Genomic DNA, 16,175 nt, shown 5'->3' with positions numbered 1-16,175 from the left:
TATATTGTAGTTATTACCAGGAAAACTGCATTGTAATTGGTGGTCAATTGATGTCCGGAATGTTCAATGTCCCTGCAAACCGGAGCAGGTCAACAATTTTGTATGCAGCCGGATCCTCTGTCATCAATCCGAACCGTGGCTTCCATTGAGGATCCCTGAGAAAGGAATCGCGGCTCTGTTCCAGCAGTCTGATAAATACCTCACCGACAATCGTACCTCCCACTTCACCGAGCTGATTTCCGTTTTGACGTACCTCGGCTTCTTTCAGTATGTAGTACCAGAGCGGGGTTTGTTTGAGCAACAGCTGATTGTCCGCATTGAGAATGTCGATGGTTCCCTGGTGCAATGCGATCTGCTGAGGAGATGGATTCGGGAAGGGAGACCTCAGCAACTCTTCTTCCGTAAGCGGATCAATTCCGAGGTTCGCGGCAATAGCTTGTCCGGTACCAACCCTCAGCGCCATACTCCGGATCAGGTTCCGGGAAGAAAGTGTCGCAAACAAATTACCGCGTGCCGCCGGGCCGGGTAGCTCTCCCATACTGAATGCGACGCGGGTGTCAATTTTTCTGGCCATGTTAACCGCCTGCACACCGTCAGCATTGAAAAAGCTCTTCCAGCTGATAATCCAGTCACTCGGTACCGGCCTGCCTGTGAATCTGAATGCCCAGGAGAACTCCGAATTGGTAAATACCTGATTAAAACGATAGGTATCCCGGATCTGGCTGTGACCAAACCGGTAGGCTCCAACAGAAAACTCTACGGGCATAAAGAATTTTTGATTCACCGGCATAAGCGAAGGACCATCCTGCAAAATCTGGGCGGCCTTTGTGGCGCCAATGATTTTGGACAGATAATCGTGCATTAACACCCATTGATAATGCCTCCTTACTTCCAGTTGCGCTTTTACAAAAAGTTTGTCCGTTGGCAACTCAGGCTCCTCTGCCTTAATTGCATCCACTACCGCATTATGAAATTTGATAATACTCATGTGAAACTGGGCTACAAACAGGTTTTCATCATTCCGCGGATCGGCGATGATTGCCCTGCCCAGCGCGTTTCGCTGCAGATCGAATGGCATGACGGGAATGGTGCTGTTAATCTGGCCTACAACAGTATTCCCCAGCAGCAGCTTCAAACCGTCATTGTCGTACAGGAATGAATCCACCCCGGGCCCGTCGCCGTATACGCTGTCCAGTTCGAGATTGGGTGTTCTGTAGTTGATCAGATCTTTGGCATCCTGAGAAACCTTGATATCTGAATCCACATCGAGGGTAATGTCGTGATCGACAAACTGCCCGAAGTAAGTGTAGCCGGACTCCATAGTACTGTTATCCGCCTGAAACGTACTTACATCTTCCAGCATATTGAGGCCGAGCCTTTCAAGTAACTGGTGATTTGCGTCGGTATAGGGTATTTCCGATGCCCCTTCAAACAAATAGCCAAAGCGGTCCACCCTGCTGTTTTCAATAAATGAAGGCGAAAAGCCGAACATGGTTCTTCTGAAACCGTGGGCAAGTCTTTCGACTTTCTGAGGAGGAACTACTGTTACGCTGGACATAGCAACCTGGGATTTTGAAGGTGAGAATGATGAATAACCGATACCCCAAAGTTCAGCCGCTGCCACATCAATATAAATACCTGATTACTACTATATTGTATCCTAAAATTTGGGGATATTCTTTTTGTAAATAGCGCTATACTAGCTAAGTTTACCTAAACGCCTCCTCTATGAAAAAAATGCTGCTTGTGCTGCTTCTATGGTCACCTGCGGGCAATGCCTCCACTCAAGCGGTTGACAGCCTTAAAAAAGATTTGTTATCAGTTCGGAATGCATCGGCCGGGTTGGTTCGCGATACCCTTACCTGCAGAACACTCAAGGCGCTGATGCGCGCTTATGTTGACATCAACATCGATTCGTCATCACGGTACAACGAGCTGCTCATCAGGCTGAGTGAAAAGCCCGGTCTGGAAGCATACCTTATTTACGGTTACCAGTACGCAGGTTATTTATATCAGGTCAGAGGGGATTATCATCAAAGTATCCGGTTCCATTACAAAGCCCTGCCACTGGCTGAAAAGATGAAGCAGTACTCCAGAATGGCTGCATCGCTGGGTTGGCTGGCGCATTCGTATGCAAGTCTCAGGGAATTCAGTAAAGCTTCAAAGCTTTGCCTGCAGGGTCTGGCAGTGTTGCGCGCCCATCCGGATTCATACGTACAGGCATCAATCCTGAATGTGCAGGGCGCGATTTACAGGCAGCAGGGCAATTTGCAAGCCGCATTGAAAGTCAACCAGGAATTGTACAAACTGGCAAAAAGCAATCAGCATACCTGGTACGAGGCGCAGGGCTTGCACGCGATTGGCTGGGTTTACAAGGAAATGAATGCATTTCCGCAAGCGCTTGACTATTTTTCACGCGCACTGGATCTGGCGCAAAAAACGGGCAGTGTCGATTTGGAAGGAAGTATTCTGCTAAATATCAGCAATCTGTATTTCAAACAGGCCCACTGGGACGAGGCGCTTTTTTACTGCAACAAAGCCAGGACAAATGCCCAGCGCGTGAGGAACAGCAGTATTGAGGCAGAAGCTTTTGAAGCGCTTTCAAAGATTTACAAAAAAATCAACAAACCGGAAAAAGCACTTGCCGCGTACGAAAACTTTGTTCTGCTGCGGGACAGCCTATCAAAGGAAAAGACCGAACACCGGATCGAGACTTTACAGGCGCAGTATGACAATATCAACAAAACAAATGAGCTTCAAAAAAAGCAGGTTGAGCTGATAACGCAGCGGCGGACACGCAACGGGTTGTTCATTGGTATCGCATCTATTTTGCTGATTGCCGGTCTGTTATTCTGGAGTAACAAGCGCCTGCAAGCCAAAAACAGACTGATTGACAAGCAGAAGGCTGTATTGGAAGTGACAAAGGCTGAGCTTGCATTCAGCAACAGTACCCTCGAAATGCGGGTGAAAGCCCGTACAGAAGAACTGGTCAATGTAAACCGGGAGCTTGTCGCTAAAAATGAGGAAATCCGGCAGGCGCTCTTTAAAGGGCAGGCGATTGAACGTAAACGCGTGGCCATTGAATTACACGACAACCTGAGTAGTCTGTTAAGTGCTGTTAACATGAGCATTCAGCACCTCAACCCGCTGCATTTATCTGAATCTGAACAGTCCGTTTACCAGAATGTAAAGTATCTTGTCCAGAATGCGTATGTGGAGGTACGTAACATTTCTCACAACATCCTTCCGGCTGCACTTGAAAAAGAAGGGTTGGTAAGAACACTGGCCGTTTTGTTGGACAAACTCAACCAGAACTCTCCATTGCGGTTTTCAATGAACATTGCCGGTATGGACCAGCGGCTGCCAGTTGAGATCGAGTTTAATACGTACAGCATTGTGCTGGAGCTGATCAACAACGTGATCAAACATTCAAAAGCATCATTTGCCGGGATCAGCCTGCAACGAACTAAATATGGCGTCGAAATAGCAGTGACAGACGATGGGGTAGGTTTTGGAGAAAATCAGGCGAAGCGGGGAATCGGCCTGCAGAATATACATACCCGGCTGGAATCCCTCGGCGGGACACTGCACATGACACTCCCGGCGGGGTCCGGGACGCGGGTATCTATAAAGATTCCCATCGAATCGGATTGTTTCGAAGGGAATCTTACAGTCGCCTGACGCCTGTTCTCAGGGCGTTGGCGGACCGGTTGGGTTCATATGGTCCATGGTATCAGGCGCGGGCAGCTCTGCTTGCGCCCAGGTGAGCTGAGGCGTGATAATATCCCATAGGGGCTGGTATCGCTTGAAGTCTGCCTCGCTGAATTGCGCGTACATATCAATATTCAAAAACTTGATAGGTGGGTTTACAGGCAACGAAACCCGTGGCGGGTTGTCCGGAAATGGCGGTGCTTCATCCTTTTTCGTGCCTGGAATAAATGAGAAAACGATGGACTCAATCCCCGGGTAGGGTGTGCCAAGGTTATCACACATCCGGAGCGCAAGCCGGCCATCAACGGCTACGCCAATGTGCGCATAGCCTTGCAAACGAACATACTTCAATGGGTAAGACATATTTCTGAATTGTAGTTAAAAATTGAAGGTTTATATAGCAAGCTTGTATAGTTAGTTCAATGCGTTCTATCGAAGAAAATCTGCGATTGAATAGCGCAAAGTTGGCCGGTTTTTACACCAGCTAAAATCCTTGGTTATCATGATTTTGCATCCTATAATTATGGGATTTTTGGCGGCGGGTTTTGGTATTTCGATAGAGAGATCCCGCCCGCTTCTTACTTTAAACAAGGATTGCTAAACCCGAACTGTATGCGAATTCTGATTGCTGAGGACCACAGGATATTACTGGAAAGTCTTGCCATGCTTTTATCGAGTATGAAAAATGTGGAGGTAGTTTCGAAGCATACAAACGGACACCAGGTTCTGGCAGCACTGGAAAAGGATCCCGACATCCATCTGGTAGTTTCTGATGTTCAGATGCCTGTGATGGGCGGGATTGAATTAACTTTGAAATTACGTGAACGCTTTCCCGGCATTAAGATCTGTTTACTGACCGTGGCAGACAAACCTGAGACCATTAAAGAAGCAATCCGCGCAGGCGCCGACGGTTATATACTAAAAAGTGCTGACCGACGGGAGCTGGAGACGGCCCTAAACCTGATCTGCGACGGAAGCAAATATTATTGTGCAGAAGTTCTCACAGCACTTGCCAGAGATACCGCGCCCGATCTCATTGTTCCGGGAGAAAAACCGCAAAGCATAGCAATCACCAAGCGTGAGCTGGAAGTACTGCGATTGATCGCGCAGGAATATTCAGGAACAGAAATCGCTGAAAAGCTTTTCATCGGTGCAAGCACTGTGGAAACGCACCGCAAACACCTGATGCAAAAGCTCGGCGTGCAGTCTACCATCGGGCTCGTCAAATACGCATTGAAGTTCCAGCTTATCTAGTATCCCCTACCCGCGCCCGTGTTGCGCCCTTTCCTGCATTTCTCCGCCACAGCCTTCCTGTTGGCGCTACTCCCCCGCACCCCTAATATCCCCTGATTTTAGGATATAAAATCACCATAATCAAGTATTTACTACGACCGGGATAACCCTGAATTTTGATGTGTCGGAAGGAAGAGGCGAATGGAAGATTTTAGTCAATTATATTAATCCTTACTCCTATGTCAATCAGGATCTGCCAGGTATTCTTGCTTATTATGTTCTCCAATGTGTTTGTTTTCGGACAGGAGGCTGTAGAACAATCGAGTAAGGCCAATTCTTCAAAGAAAGCCAGCGAGCCTCTTGATACCACGGCTCTGACACAACAACAATTCGACAACATTCTTAACAAGCAATTTGCTGCCCTGATTACCGGGACTTCAACAAGTGTAATTGGCTCCTATGCTTCGTTTGACGTAAAAGAAGGCACCGTATCCTTTGCTCCTAATCACTTTTACGAAAATGGCAATATCCTCACGGCTAGAGCTGCTGGCGGAGTGTCCGAGGGAGCATTGGAACTGTTCAATAAATCCAAGCTTAATACCAACTTATCCCTTGACTTCCAGTTTCATATATTTGGTCAAAGAAATAAGAGTGTAATCATTGACCCAGCTAGAAAAAGAGCTCTCCAGAAGAATCAAGTTGATGCAGATGAAAAATACAATGAGGATATTATTTACCTCACAGAATATGAGGCTTGTGAACTTGAATTAAAAAAGATCCGGCTGGAAGAGAAGGTTGCAAGCATCGGAAAACAAGGAGCAGTTATTACAAGTATGTTGAGCAAGGCACGGGAAGAGGACAAAGTAAAACTTCAACTTAGTCTCGACAGCCTTTCGCTTGAAAACATCAAAGCAAACAAAGAATTGCTTTCCGTTCAGAAAGATTTGGCTAACAATAAAGACCCACTCTGGAGAAGCCGAAAAATTCAGGATATTGGAAATAATCGGGCCGGAATACTGAAAGCCAATAATTTCTCCAATCTTGAAGTCAGAGGTTTTTCATTCAGTTGGATCTCCTTTGGGCTTGGGATTAGAAATGACGCATTCAGAACGTTTGACGACAAACAAGATCCTGCCAGTCAGATCGTAAAAGGCAATTTCATTTCTCAGCAAGCATTTATTCAATTCTCTTACTACGACTGGTCAAAAACAGGTCCCAAAAACATCTATTTCTCCGTTCGTGCTATTGTCCGCAATACGAGCAACCTGGCAGATCTTGATAAGATTGAGGTCACTGATGTAAAAGAGTATGGTCAGAACGGTGTGAGAAGATACTCGGAGAGCACGCTGACAGCATACACGGGTACCCTGAAGAAGAATATCATAGAAGTGGTCCTAAATCCGGAACTATACTTCTATCCTTTTAAAAAATGGTTATTGGGTGTTCATCTTAACCCTAATATTCAGGTCAGGGGAAGCGATGATCCTGTATCTAATCTTGAAAGCGGATTGATATTCCCTTTCCGGAATAAAGAAAAAGACAAGCCGACAGTCAATGCAGAATTGTACTATAATCTCCTGAATGTATTTGACGCCAATGCGATCAAGCATTCCAGTAGCCTGGGCGTAAGGCTAGCATTTCCGATTGAATTCAAACTATAACAACATACAAACATGGGAAAGACTCTTAGTAATGGTTCTGCGACATTCACATTGAAGTACCGGGCCGTGTGTGATGAAGGCGACTTTGTTGGCGGGTGGAAGAATGAATTAGAAGCATTGGCCGATGCTCGTAATCACCAGAGCGGCGAAAAGTCGCATGCGGTTAGCCTGGAAATGAAACAAACGCAAACCATGATGTTCAGCTTAGATCAGTTTGATCAGTGACAGCAATTAGAAACTAACAATCATGATCCTCCCCGACATCCCCATTCTCAATACAGCGCTGGCGATTGTTGTTAGCTGGGCTTTGTTCGCATTGTTTTGCAGCTACATTCTCGAAGCCTTCATCCAGATCATCGGCGAACGTGGAAAGTTTATGAAGGATTATCTTTATAAACAGCTCATGGATAATATCAATGGCATCAACTGGGCCGACCGGATTTATTCTCACGGGTCCATTGATCTGTTAAGCCGTGACCCGAAAAAACCTTCCAATGAAATTTCCCCTAAACTGTTTGTCGAAACGCTTTTAGAAGTAGTGGGAAATTCATTGATTGTTCAAAGCAACATCCGCACGCTGAATGCACAAGGCATTGTTGTCGCATATCAATCTGCGCTGTTGCGGAATTTCAAATATGCTACCCTGGTCCTCAATCAAAGTGACCTCTCGGCGCTTTTCAGACAAGCCATGCAGTATGCTGAGCTCCATGCTGCAACCGGTCCCGGAGGGGCGATCAACGAAGTGGCTTTACACAACTATCTGACGGAATACCTCGAAAAGTGGTTTGGCGAATTCACGCAAAGGCTCACGTTATGGTACAAGAAACTCACAAGGCAAAGGCTGTTCTACCTGGGTGTGATCATCGCGTTCGCCATTAATGTAGATAGTATTGAGCTCTTTGAATTCTTCGAAAGTAACCCTCAGGCAGCGGCGAAAGTTGTGCGTTTCTATGAAGAACATCCTTCCCTGCATACAGATGCGGCTGCACTCGCTCAGGTACAGGCAACTCTGGCCGCCGTTCCCGCGGAAACGCAACAAATTGACACGCTTAAAGAGCAGGCAATGGCGCTTCTTCAACTTAAATCAAGCGAAGCGCAGCAGCAGCTTACCAAAGAGCTTGATACCTTGATCAGCAAAACCATGCTGCCTGTCGGACTGAAACACAGCATTGTTTTCAAACCACCTTATCAACAGCACATTGTAAACTGGGGCACAACCTTGCTCAAAATACTGGGTGTGCTTATCTCCGGGTTTGCCGCCAGCTTCGGCGCCCCATTCTGGTTCGACCTTTTGAAAAAAGTAACTAAACCAAAGCCCGACAATGCAGTTCTATAATATACATAGCCACATTTTCAATATCCGGAATGCACCCAGAAACTTCCTCAACATGTTTTTGCCGGATAGTGCGGCCCGGCTGGTGGACTGGTTTACCAACACGGCTCCGGGCGCAGCCGTGTTTCAGTTTCTACTCTCAAAGCTGGGCGGAAACCTGGGCAAAAGGTACGCTAGCTTTTTGCAGGTAGGAAAAAGCCGGAATCAACGCGAAATTTTCGAAGGGCTCAGAAAGCAGTACGCCGATGACCCGTCTATCAAGATCGTTGCGCTCACCATGTACATGGAGCATTGCGGCGCCGGGCCGTCGCAAACAGGTTACGAAGGGCAGCTAGAAGGGATCATTGAAGTTAAAAAAGAAAATCCTGATAACCTGCTGGTTTTTATGGGAATTGATCCTCGCTGGAAAGGCGGTGGTAAGGAGTTAAAGGAAACGGTGGAAAGGTATTTTGAAACAAAGATCCAGGTCAGCGCTGACCGGTCCGTGTACCCGTTCGCGGGTTTGAAGATCTATCCAAGTCTTGGATTCTATGCTTTTGATGAAAAACTGAAAGAAACTTTCGAATGGGCTGCGCAAAATAGCGTTCCGGTTTTAAGCCACTGCAGTTACCTGGGCGGAATTTACAATAACGATACCGAATTTGTCAACGCAAGCCTGAACCCATTCGACGTTTACTCAGGACGGCGCTACTCCGAAAACTTTGACGAAAATACCCCACCTCCCACTCCGGACGATTCTTTTAATGTATTCAAATGGGCATTGGGGCAGAACAATAACCTTCGCAACCTGCATTCCTGCTCCTACTTCCTGGAACCAGCCAGCTTCGAATCTATTTTAAAGTATTTTACTGAAAAAGGTACGCCGTTGAAGATTTGTCTCGCGCACTTCGGGGGAGATGACCACGTTCTGGACGAAGCCTCAGGAGCAATAACCAAAGAGCTTTACGGTATGAAGCAGGAAAACTGGTGTTCACAGATTAAATCGCTCATTATGAAATATCCTGAGAGTGTTTTTACAGATATCTCCTTTACCGTAGGAAATTCAAAAACGCACAAAGAATTCTTCAAATATCTCCAAAATCCGCAACTAAGGAACCGCATGCTGTTTGGTACCGATTTCTTCATGACGGAACGTTTGTTACCCGAAAAGGACGATTACGCAACCTTCAAAAAAGCTGCTCTGAAAGAGACCTTCGACAAGACAAATGCATGGGAAATAATGGCTTCGACAAATGCAGAAACGTTTTTGCAGAGCAAGTACTATCCGGTAGCAAACACCTGAACCAGGCCGGCAGCTGAAATCAGGAAGATGAATGCGACGCCTTTTTTCCAGCCGAACTGCAGCTTTCAAGTTTTTTAAAATAATACTAAATCAGAAAAATATTGGATATTTACGCTCAGTAACTTCTTTGGCGAATACCATTGAATCCTGACCCACTGAATCATTTTGAACCTGCTGCTTCCGGATCTGCAATGAGCAGAAGGGAGTTTGAAATTATCTACCGGGATAATTGGCGGGATTTGTATGATTTTGCCATTTCCAAAACGCGGGACAAGGATGTTGCCGAGGAAATCGTCCAGGCGCTTTTTGTTAACCTTTGGGAAAAACGGCAGCAGCTCACGATCGCCAACCCGCGCGCATACCTTTTTACCGCAGTCCGCAACCGCATTATCGATCATTTCAAGGAGAAGGTTTTTTACGACCTCGATTCCGCCTGCGAAGAAGCTGCACCGGATTTCCCATTGTTCCTCGAAGAACTTGAAATGCTTTTTCAGGAAGCAATGGGCCAGCTTCCGGAGAAAACGCGGGATATATTTTTGCTGAACCGTTTCGAGGGGAAATCTGCACCCGAGATCGCCAACCTGCTCAAACTCCCCGCCCGCACCGTGGAATACCACATTACCCAGGCTCTGCGCAAGCTGAAATCCGCCGTGCGCAACACGATCACGCTCTTCCTGGTTATCTGCAATATTATATTTTAAAGAAATAAGTGCCTTCCACTGCGATTGTACATAAACTTTCAAAGAAAAGTTTAAACAATTTGCGGTGCGCTCCTGCTTTTCAGTCTTACTAAAAAGACACGAAAGCACTTTATGAGCAAACAAAACTTCTACCACTTACTTGACCGCTACCGATCAGGCGATTGCACCGACAAGGAAAAACGACTTGTCGAACAATGGTTTGCCATGCTCGACGAGCCGGTACCAGTCCGGAGCGAGCAGGAAAACAGTGAAATTGAAGAAAGGATCTGGAATGCAATCATGCAAAACGACACGGCCGAACCCGTGCAGCCGGCGGTTTCATTCCCGATGTGGAGATGGGCGGCTGCGGCAGTTATGCTGATTGGTATCGCATTCGGCTCCTATAAAGCTTTTTATAAGAACAGCAACTCGCGCCAGGTTACCTCGGCCCGGCAAGGTGAATCGCGGATCTCGCATTCAAACCAATCTCAGAACGAAGAGAATATCACCCTGCCCGACGGCTCCACTTTGATCTTGTCGCCCGGAAGTAAGATCTCCTACCCTGCTGGGTTAGCAGGCAAAAATCGCGTGCTCCATTTGACGGGGAAAGCCTTTTTCCGCATTTCGCGCGATACCGAGCGCCCTTTTCTGGTGCATAGCGGCGAAGTAGTCACGAAGGTATTGGGTACCAGCTTTTGGGTGGAAGGCCGCGAGAACAACACAGCCATTGAAGTCTCCGTCGTGTCCGGAAAAGTGTCGGTGTCAAAAAACGAGCTCACGGTCGGTGCTGAAAACAGCAAGATCAAAGATGGTGTGATACTGACAGCCAACCAGCGCGTGAAATATTCGGTACAAACGCACGCATTCGAAACCGGTTTGATCGCCAATCCTCAGCCTGTGAATGCAGCTGTTACAGCAAACGTCCCTGCTGTGGAAGCCTTCATTTTCAGGGATACCCCGTTTACGGACGTGATTGCCAAGCTGGAAAAATCATTTGGCGTGGAGATTATCCTGGAAAACGATGCGATGAAAAGCTGCCTGTTTACGGCTGATATGACGCAGGAACCTTTATTTACCAAACTGGACCTGCTTTGCGCTTCCGTGAACGCCAGCTACGAAGTGCGTGGAACGCGCATTTTGATCAGCGGCAAAGGCTGTTCGTCGCCTCAATAACTGAATACCAATACCTTCAATAAAAAAGAGCCGAAGGTGTTACCAGCACTTTCGACTCCCGTTAATTCCCTTTCGCTCCCGGCTTTTGATCACGGCAATGGAGCGGGCGGGGCTTTGTTCAACCTTTTCACAGTCCTAAACAAAACATGTAAAAGTAATGAAAAACCGGATACGTCTCCATCCTCTATTCCTTGACCTTATGAGGATCAGCTTTTTACAATCTGTCCTGGCATTGCTGACCATTTCCCTTGCCCATTCACACGATGGTCGCTCGCAGGATTTGCTTGACCGTTCTGTAACAATCAAAATGGAAAACGCGCAGGTTAGCAAGGTGTTAACCACCATTGAGCAGCAAACCCGCGTGCGTTTCGTGTACAGCTCCAATACCATCGGCGCCAACCGGAAAGTGACTGTGAATGCAGTTAACCTGAAACTGTCCGAAGTACTGAACCTGACATTAAAACCACTGAATATCAGCTACGCGATCGTCGGCGGACAGATTATGCTTCAAAACCAGTCCATTGAAGCGGCTCCACCGGCCGAAATACCTGAGCAACCCGCTCCGGCTGACAAGAAAGTGTCAGGCAAAGTCTCCGACGTCAAAGGCGGGCCGCTGCCGGGCGTGAGCATTGTGGTCAAAGGCACGCAGCAAGGTACCATCAGCGACGGTGAGGGGCTTTTCTCGATCGTTGTTCCCGATGATAATGCAAGTCTGATCTTCTCATTTGTGGGGTATGTCAGTCAGGAAATCGCGGTAGGTGCGCAGAGTACGTTCAATATTGTTTTGAAAGACGATGAGAAATCGCTGGATGAGCTGGTGGTGGTAGGTTACGGAAAACAGTCTACCCGCCAGCTTTCCAGCTCGGTTTCTACGGTTAGCGGGAAGGATTTTGCGGATCTGCCTGTCACGCAGTTCTCACAAAAGCTGCAAGGCAAACTCGCCGGTGTGCAAATCTCCCAAACGACCGGAACACCCGGCGCGGGAATGGCGATTCGCGTGCGCGGCGCAGCTTCCATCACAGCCGGCACCGACCCGCTCTATGTTGTGGACGGTAACCCGATCGTGGGCGGCATTGCCAACATCAATCCGAATGAAATTGAATCGGTAAGTGTATTGAAAGATGCTTCCGCGACTGCATTGTACGGTTCGAGAGCGGCAAACGGTGTGGTTTTGATCGAAACGAAAAAGGCAGTACCCGGCAAAACGCGCATTGATTACAATACTTACATCGGCGCCCAGCAGGTACCGCAGCGCGGCCGCCCGGATATGATGGATGCAAGCGAGTTTGCAACCTGGCGCAAGGAAATGGCCGAAGAGCGCGGCCTGCCCGTTGATCCCGTTTTTCAAAACCCCGAACAATACGGAAAAGGTACCGACTGGTACGATGCCATTACCAAAACGGCTTTGATGCAAGACCATAGCCTCAGTCTCAGCACGGGTACGGAAACGTTCAGTACCACGGCCACAGCGGGCTTTTTGCAGCAGGATGGTGTGATACTGGGTTCTGGTTATAAGAGGTATTCTTTGCGGGTAAATACCAGTTTTCGTCCCGTTGAAAAGCTGAACATCGGTATCAATGTGGCCCCTACCTATTCAACCAATTCCAATACCGGCGTGGACGGCGTGGGCAGCATTGTGAACGAAGCTTTGCAAACAACTCCGCTCGCTCCCCTGTACAATGCAGACGGGACATATACACTTACCGCGACCTCCCCGGGCATGTTTCCCACACCTAACTATGCCCGCACTTTGCAGGACCGCGTAGTAGATAATGCAGATACGCGCATTCTGGCCAATATTTTTGGGGAATATCAGCTTACAAACTGGCTTTCATTCAAAACCTCAGCGAACATCGACAAAGGCGACTCGCGCAATTTTGCATTCAACGGAACTACTACCGGCGCGCGCGGCACCGGACTTTACAGGGTACCATTCTCCAACCTGAACCAGGGAAAATACCTGTCGTGGGTCAATGAAAATATCCTGACTTTCCAGAAGAATTTCGGCGAACACAATTTCGATGCGATCGCGGGGTTCACGGCGCAGCGTTTCCGGCAGGATGTGAGTGATATTAATGGAAATAACTATCCCGATGATAAAGTAAAAACAATTTCTGCTGCGGGTACGGTCACGGCTTCCAGCAGCATTCAGGAATGGAGCCTGCTTTCCTACCTGGCGCGTGTCAATTATAACTACAAAGGCAAATACCTCGTTTCCGCCTCCATTCGCCGCGACGGTTCGTCGCGATTCGGCGCACGCAACCGCTGGGGTAACTTTCCATCGGTTTCGCTGGGCTGGATATTGAGCGAGGAAGCATTTCTTGCTGACATCAAAACCATCTCATTCCTGAAACTGCGCGCGAGCTACGGTATCGCAGGAAACTTTAACATTGGTAACTACACCCATATTCCCACCATTTCAACTGCCAATTATGTTTTTGGAAAAACAGTAGCAGGCGGCAGGCGGGTAGACAACCTGGCTGACCAGGGTATCGGCTGGGAAAATAATAAACAGCTGAACATTGGTCTGGACGTGAATTTCCTGAACGACCGTATCAGCTTCGTCTACAATTATTACCACAAAATCACCAGTGACCTGCTCTTCAATGTACGCGTACCGCGCGCTTCGGGCTTCGGGAATATCCAGACCAATATCGGGGAGCTAAAATTCTGGGGACATGAGTTTGCGATTAATACCGTGAATGTGCAGGGTAAATCGCTGCGCTGGACGACGGATTTCAATATTTCCTTTGACAGAAACCGGGTAACTTCCATGGGCACGAAAACCAACGAGCTCATTACCGGCGGCGGCAGTGGGCTCATTGGCGGCGACCACATTACCCGCGTAGGCTACCCGATCGGAATGCTGTACGGAATGCAGCATGAAGGTGTTTACAAAAACCAGGAGGAGTTCGACAATTCGCCCAAGCATAGCACCTCGCAGGTAGGTACCGCCAAATTCCGAGATGTAAATGGCGACGGCGTCATTACAGTTGACGACGCGACGATTATCGGTAACCCGCACCCGGATTTCATTTTCGGGATGACCAACAATTTGTCTTACAAAAACTTCGACTTCTCGGTAACCCTGTCGGGTACTTATGGAAATGACGTAGTGCGCGGCGCCGAGCAAACATTGACCAACCTGGACGGGGTATTTAATGTACTCGCCGATGTGAAAGACAGATGGAGATCACCGGAGAATCCCGGAAAAGGCCGGTATGGAAGTCTGGCGGCAGGTACCACTTACCTGGAACGCGACTGGTGGGGAAGCCAGATGATGTACGATGCGAGCCACATTTCGCTCAACAATATCACGCTCGGCTACACGGTTCCGCTGAAAAGTACCAGCGCATTGAAAAGGCTGCGCGCTTACGCCAGCATTCAGCAGGTGCATATTTTCACCAAATACCCGGGAGCCAATCCGCAGGTAAGTTTGAGCACGGCAACTACCGGTTTGGGTATTGACGGGGGCTCCTACCCTGTTCCGCGCACCTATTCACTGGGCTTAAATGTAGGTTTTTAATTTTCCCGACATCATTCTAAAATTCAATAAGGTCATGAAATCAAAGACCCTATCAGCAATATTATTCGCCGCTGCGGCACTGGGCTCTTGCAGCGACTTTCTGAGCATAGAGCCGCAAAACGCGGTAGTCCCTTCCAATTTCTTCCAGTCAGAATCGGATTTCAAGCAGGCTGTGGACGGCACTTATGCGCCTTTGCAGGCACTTTATAACACTGAATCGGGCTGGGCAATGGGCGAAATGCGCTCTGACAACACCCACTTCTTTTACAATATCGACTATCGCTCGCCGATCCCGGAAGAGATCGATTTGTTTACGAACGGATCAGAAAATACGATCACGGCCGCCAAGTACTATTCCAATTTCGACATGATCAACCGCGCCAACCAGGTTCTGGCAGTGATCGACGATGCTACATTTGACCCCAAAGTAGTGGCTAATTTCAAAGGCCAGGTCTTGTTCCTCCGTGCATTTGCCTATTTCGATCTTGTGCGGAACTTTGGCGGCGTGCCGCTGCACCTGGTTCCCGCTTCGGATCTTGCCACCGCCTCACTGCCACGCGCCTCAGCGGAACAGATTTACGAGCAGATCATCAAAGACGCCAGCGAAGCGGCGGGATTATTACCAGACAAAGCCACTGCGGAACCTGGCAGGGCTACTTCGGGTGCAGCCAACACGTTGCTCGCTGATGTGTATCTCAATAGGAAAAACTGGTCGGCCGCGGAAACTTCACTGGCCAAAGTAACTGGCTATTCACTGCTGAGCAGCTATGCTTCCGTTTTTGACCCGAATAATAAAAACAATGCAGAGTCGGTATTTGAAGCGCAGTTTCTGGAAGGTACCACGCTGAATTTGCACAGCTATTTCCCCTACTACTTTGTGCCGCTGACCGTCAACCACGCGCAGTATACCAAAGGACCCACCGGCTCGCAAACCGCGCCTGGCTCAGGCTGGAACACGCCGACGGAGGATCTGCTGGCCGCTTATGAAGACCGTACCAAAGACCAGCGTTTTAATGCGTCGATCGGCTTTATCAACGGTCCTTCGCTGGTTTCGGATACGAGTTATGTCAATTTGCCTTATATCAAAAAGTACCAGTACCCGCACTCCATTTACGGGCAAACGAACCAGAATTTCCCGGTGTACCGGTACGCGGAAGTACTTCTTATGCACGCCGAAGCTGCCAACGAACAAGGCAAAACAGCTGATGCAGCCGGTTTCCTGAACCAGGTACGCAAACGTGCGGGGCTCGCAGATTCGCCTGCGAAAGACCAGGCGGCATTGCGCGCGGCTATCCTGAAAGAGCGCCGCGTGGAGCTTGCTTTCGAAAATAAACGCTGGCTGGACCTGGTACGTACCGGCAATGCGATTACGGTAATGAATGCACACGGCGCAAAACTGAAAGCCAGTCCGGGCTACTATTACCTCACCGCAGCCACTTACAATCTTGACCAAAACAAATTGCTATACCCGATCCCGTTCCTGGAAATTCAGGTAAATCCTGACCTGGAACAAAACCCGGGCTACTGACCTTTACTATTCCCTAAACCCTGGACCCGTGCGGCCGGCAACGCAGGT

General features: G+C 48.4%; 12 protein-coding genes. 10 read left to right on the top strand and 2 right to left on the bottom strand.

Features of this window, described 5'->3' with window-relative positions:
- Positions 1-43: 43 nt before the first annotated feature.
- A complete protein-coding gene (locus ASG33_RS07470) occupies positions 44-1,558 on the bottom strand; it encodes a heme peroxidase family protein (protein WP_056282003.1) in 1,515 nt (504 codons plus the stop codon).
- A gap of 170 nt (positions 1,559-1,728) precedes the next feature.
- Here ASG33_RS07470 and ASG33_RS07465 point away from each other — a divergent pair, with 170 nt between their 5' ends.
- Complete coding sequence (locus ASG33_RS07465) at positions 1,729-3,681, top strand: tetratricopeptide repeat protein (RefSeq protein WP_056281999.1); 1,953 nt, start codon at positions 1,729-1,731, stop codon at positions 3,679-3,681.
- A gap of 9 nt (positions 3,682-3,690) precedes the next feature.
- On the opposite strand, the gene ASG33_RS07460 is transcribed toward ASG33_RS07465, so the two are convergent.
- Positions 3,691-4,074 (bottom strand): hypothetical protein, encoded by a 384-nt coding sequence (locus ASG33_RS07460; protein ID WP_056281997.1) that lies wholly within the window; start codon positions 4,072-4,074, stop codon positions 3,691-3,693.
- Between the two features lie 249 nt (positions 4,075-4,323).
- Between ASG33_RS07460 and ASG33_RS07455 the strand changes: the two genes are divergently transcribed.
- The 9 genes from ASG33_RS07455 (at position 4,324) to ASG33_RS07415 (ending at position 16,127) form a co-directional block, all read left to right on the top strand.
- Entirely contained in the window at positions 4,324-4,965 is a 642-nt protein-coding gene (locus ASG33_RS07455; RefSeq protein WP_056281994.1) for a response regulator transcription factor, read from the top strand.
- A gap of 218 nt (positions 4,966-5,183) precedes the next feature.
- Positions 5,184-6,605 carry a hypothetical protein gene (locus ASG33_RS07450; protein WP_056281992.1) on the top strand — a complete coding sequence of 474 codons (1,422 nt, stop codon included), beginning with the start codon at positions 5,184-5,186 and terminating at the stop codon, positions 6,603-6,605.
- Between the two features lie 12 nt (positions 6,606-6,617).
- On the top strand, positions 6,618-6,830 hold the full coding sequence (locus tag ASG33_RS07445; RefSeq protein WP_056281989.1) for a hypothetical protein: 213 nt from the start codon (positions 6,618-6,620) through the stop codon (positions 6,828-6,830).
- 22 nt (positions 6,831-6,852) lie between these two features.
- Entirely contained in the window at positions 6,853-7,941 is a 1,089-nt protein-coding gene (locus ASG33_RS07440; RefSeq protein ID WP_056281986.1) for a hypothetical protein, read from the top strand.
- On the top strand, positions 7,928-9,220 hold the full coding sequence (locus ASG33_RS07435) for a hypothetical protein (protein ID WP_056281983.1): 1,293 nt from the start codon (positions 7,928-7,930) through the stop codon (positions 9,218-9,220). Before ASG33_RS07440 ends, ASG33_RS07435 begins: the two co-directional genes overlap by 14 nt.
- Before the next feature lie 140 nt (positions 9,221-9,360).
- Positions 9,361-9,921 carry an RNA polymerase sigma-70 factor gene (locus tag ASG33_RS07430; protein ID WP_229238588.1) on the top strand — a complete coding sequence of 187 codons (561 nt, stop codon included), beginning with the start codon at positions 9,361-9,363 and terminating at the stop codon, positions 9,919-9,921.
- A 111-nt stretch (positions 9,922-10,032) separates the two neighbouring features.
- Positions 10,033-11,073: a FecR family protein gene (locus ASG33_RS07425; RefSeq protein ID WP_056281977.1), complete on the top strand. Its 1,041-nt coding sequence runs from the start codon at positions 10,033-10,035 to the stop codon at positions 11,071-11,073.
- A 157-nt stretch (positions 11,074-11,230) separates the two neighbouring features.
- The gene (locus tag ASG33_RS07420) at positions 11,231-14,599 is read left to right on the top strand and encodes a TonB-dependent receptor (RefSeq protein WP_056281973.1); all 3,369 of its coding nucleotides are present in this window, start codon (positions 11,231-11,233) and stop codon (positions 14,597-14,599) included.
- Positions 14,600-14,633: 34 nt separating this feature from the next.
- Entirely contained in the window at positions 14,634-16,127 is a 1,494-nt protein-coding gene (locus tag ASG33_RS07415) for a RagB/SusD family nutrient uptake outer membrane protein (RefSeq protein WP_056281970.1), read from the top strand.
- Positions 16,128-16,175: the final 48 nt, after the last annotated feature.

Origin of the sequence: Dyadobacter sp. Leaf189 (assembly GCF_001424405.1) — a bacterium.
Lineage (GTDB): Bacteria > Bacteroidota > Bacteroidia > Cytophagales > Spirosomataceae > Dyadobacter.
This window is presented reverse-complemented; position numbering and strand designations above follow the sequence as displayed.

Coding starts and splice junctions, on each gene's coding strand:
- ASG33_RS07470 (WP_056282003.1), bottom strand. CDS start 1,558: ATGTCCAGCGTAACAGTAGTTCCTCCTCAGAAAGTCGAAAGACTTGCC.
- ASG33_RS07465 (WP_056281999.1), top strand. CDS start 1,729: ATGAAAAAAATGCTGCTTGTGCTGCTTCTATGGTCACCTGCGGGCAAT.
- ASG33_RS07460 (WP_056281997.1), bottom strand. CDS start 4,074: ATGTCTTACCCATTGAAGTATGTTCGTTTGCAAGGCTATGCGCACATT.
- ASG33_RS07455 (WP_056281994.1), top strand. CDS start 4,324: ATGCGAATTCTGATTGCTGAGGACCACAGGATATTACTGGAAAGTCTT.
- ASG33_RS07450 (WP_056281992.1), top strand. CDS start 5,184: ATGTCAATCAGGATCTGCCAGGTATTCTTGCTTATTATGTTCTCCAAT.
- ASG33_RS07445 (WP_056281989.1), top strand. CDS start 6,618: ATGGGAAAGACTCTTAGTAATGGTTCTGCGACATTCACATTGAAGTAC.
- ASG33_RS07440 (WP_056281986.1), top strand. CDS start 6,853: ATGATCCTCCCCGACATCCCCATTCTCAATACAGCGCTGGCGATTGTT.
- ASG33_RS07435 (WP_056281983.1), top strand. CDS start 7,928: ATGCAGTTCTATAATATACATAGCCACATTTTCAATATCCGGAATGCA.
- ASG33_RS07425 (WP_056281977.1), top strand. CDS start 10,033: ATGAGCAAACAAAACTTCTACCACTTACTTGACCGCTACCGATCAGGC.
- ASG33_RS07420 (WP_056281973.1), top strand. CDS start 11,231: ATGAAAAACCGGATACGTCTCCATCCTCTATTCCTTGACCTTATGAGG.
- ASG33_RS07415 (WP_056281970.1), top strand. CDS start 14,634: ATGAAATCAAAGACCCTATCAGCAATATTATTCGCCGCTGCGGCACTG.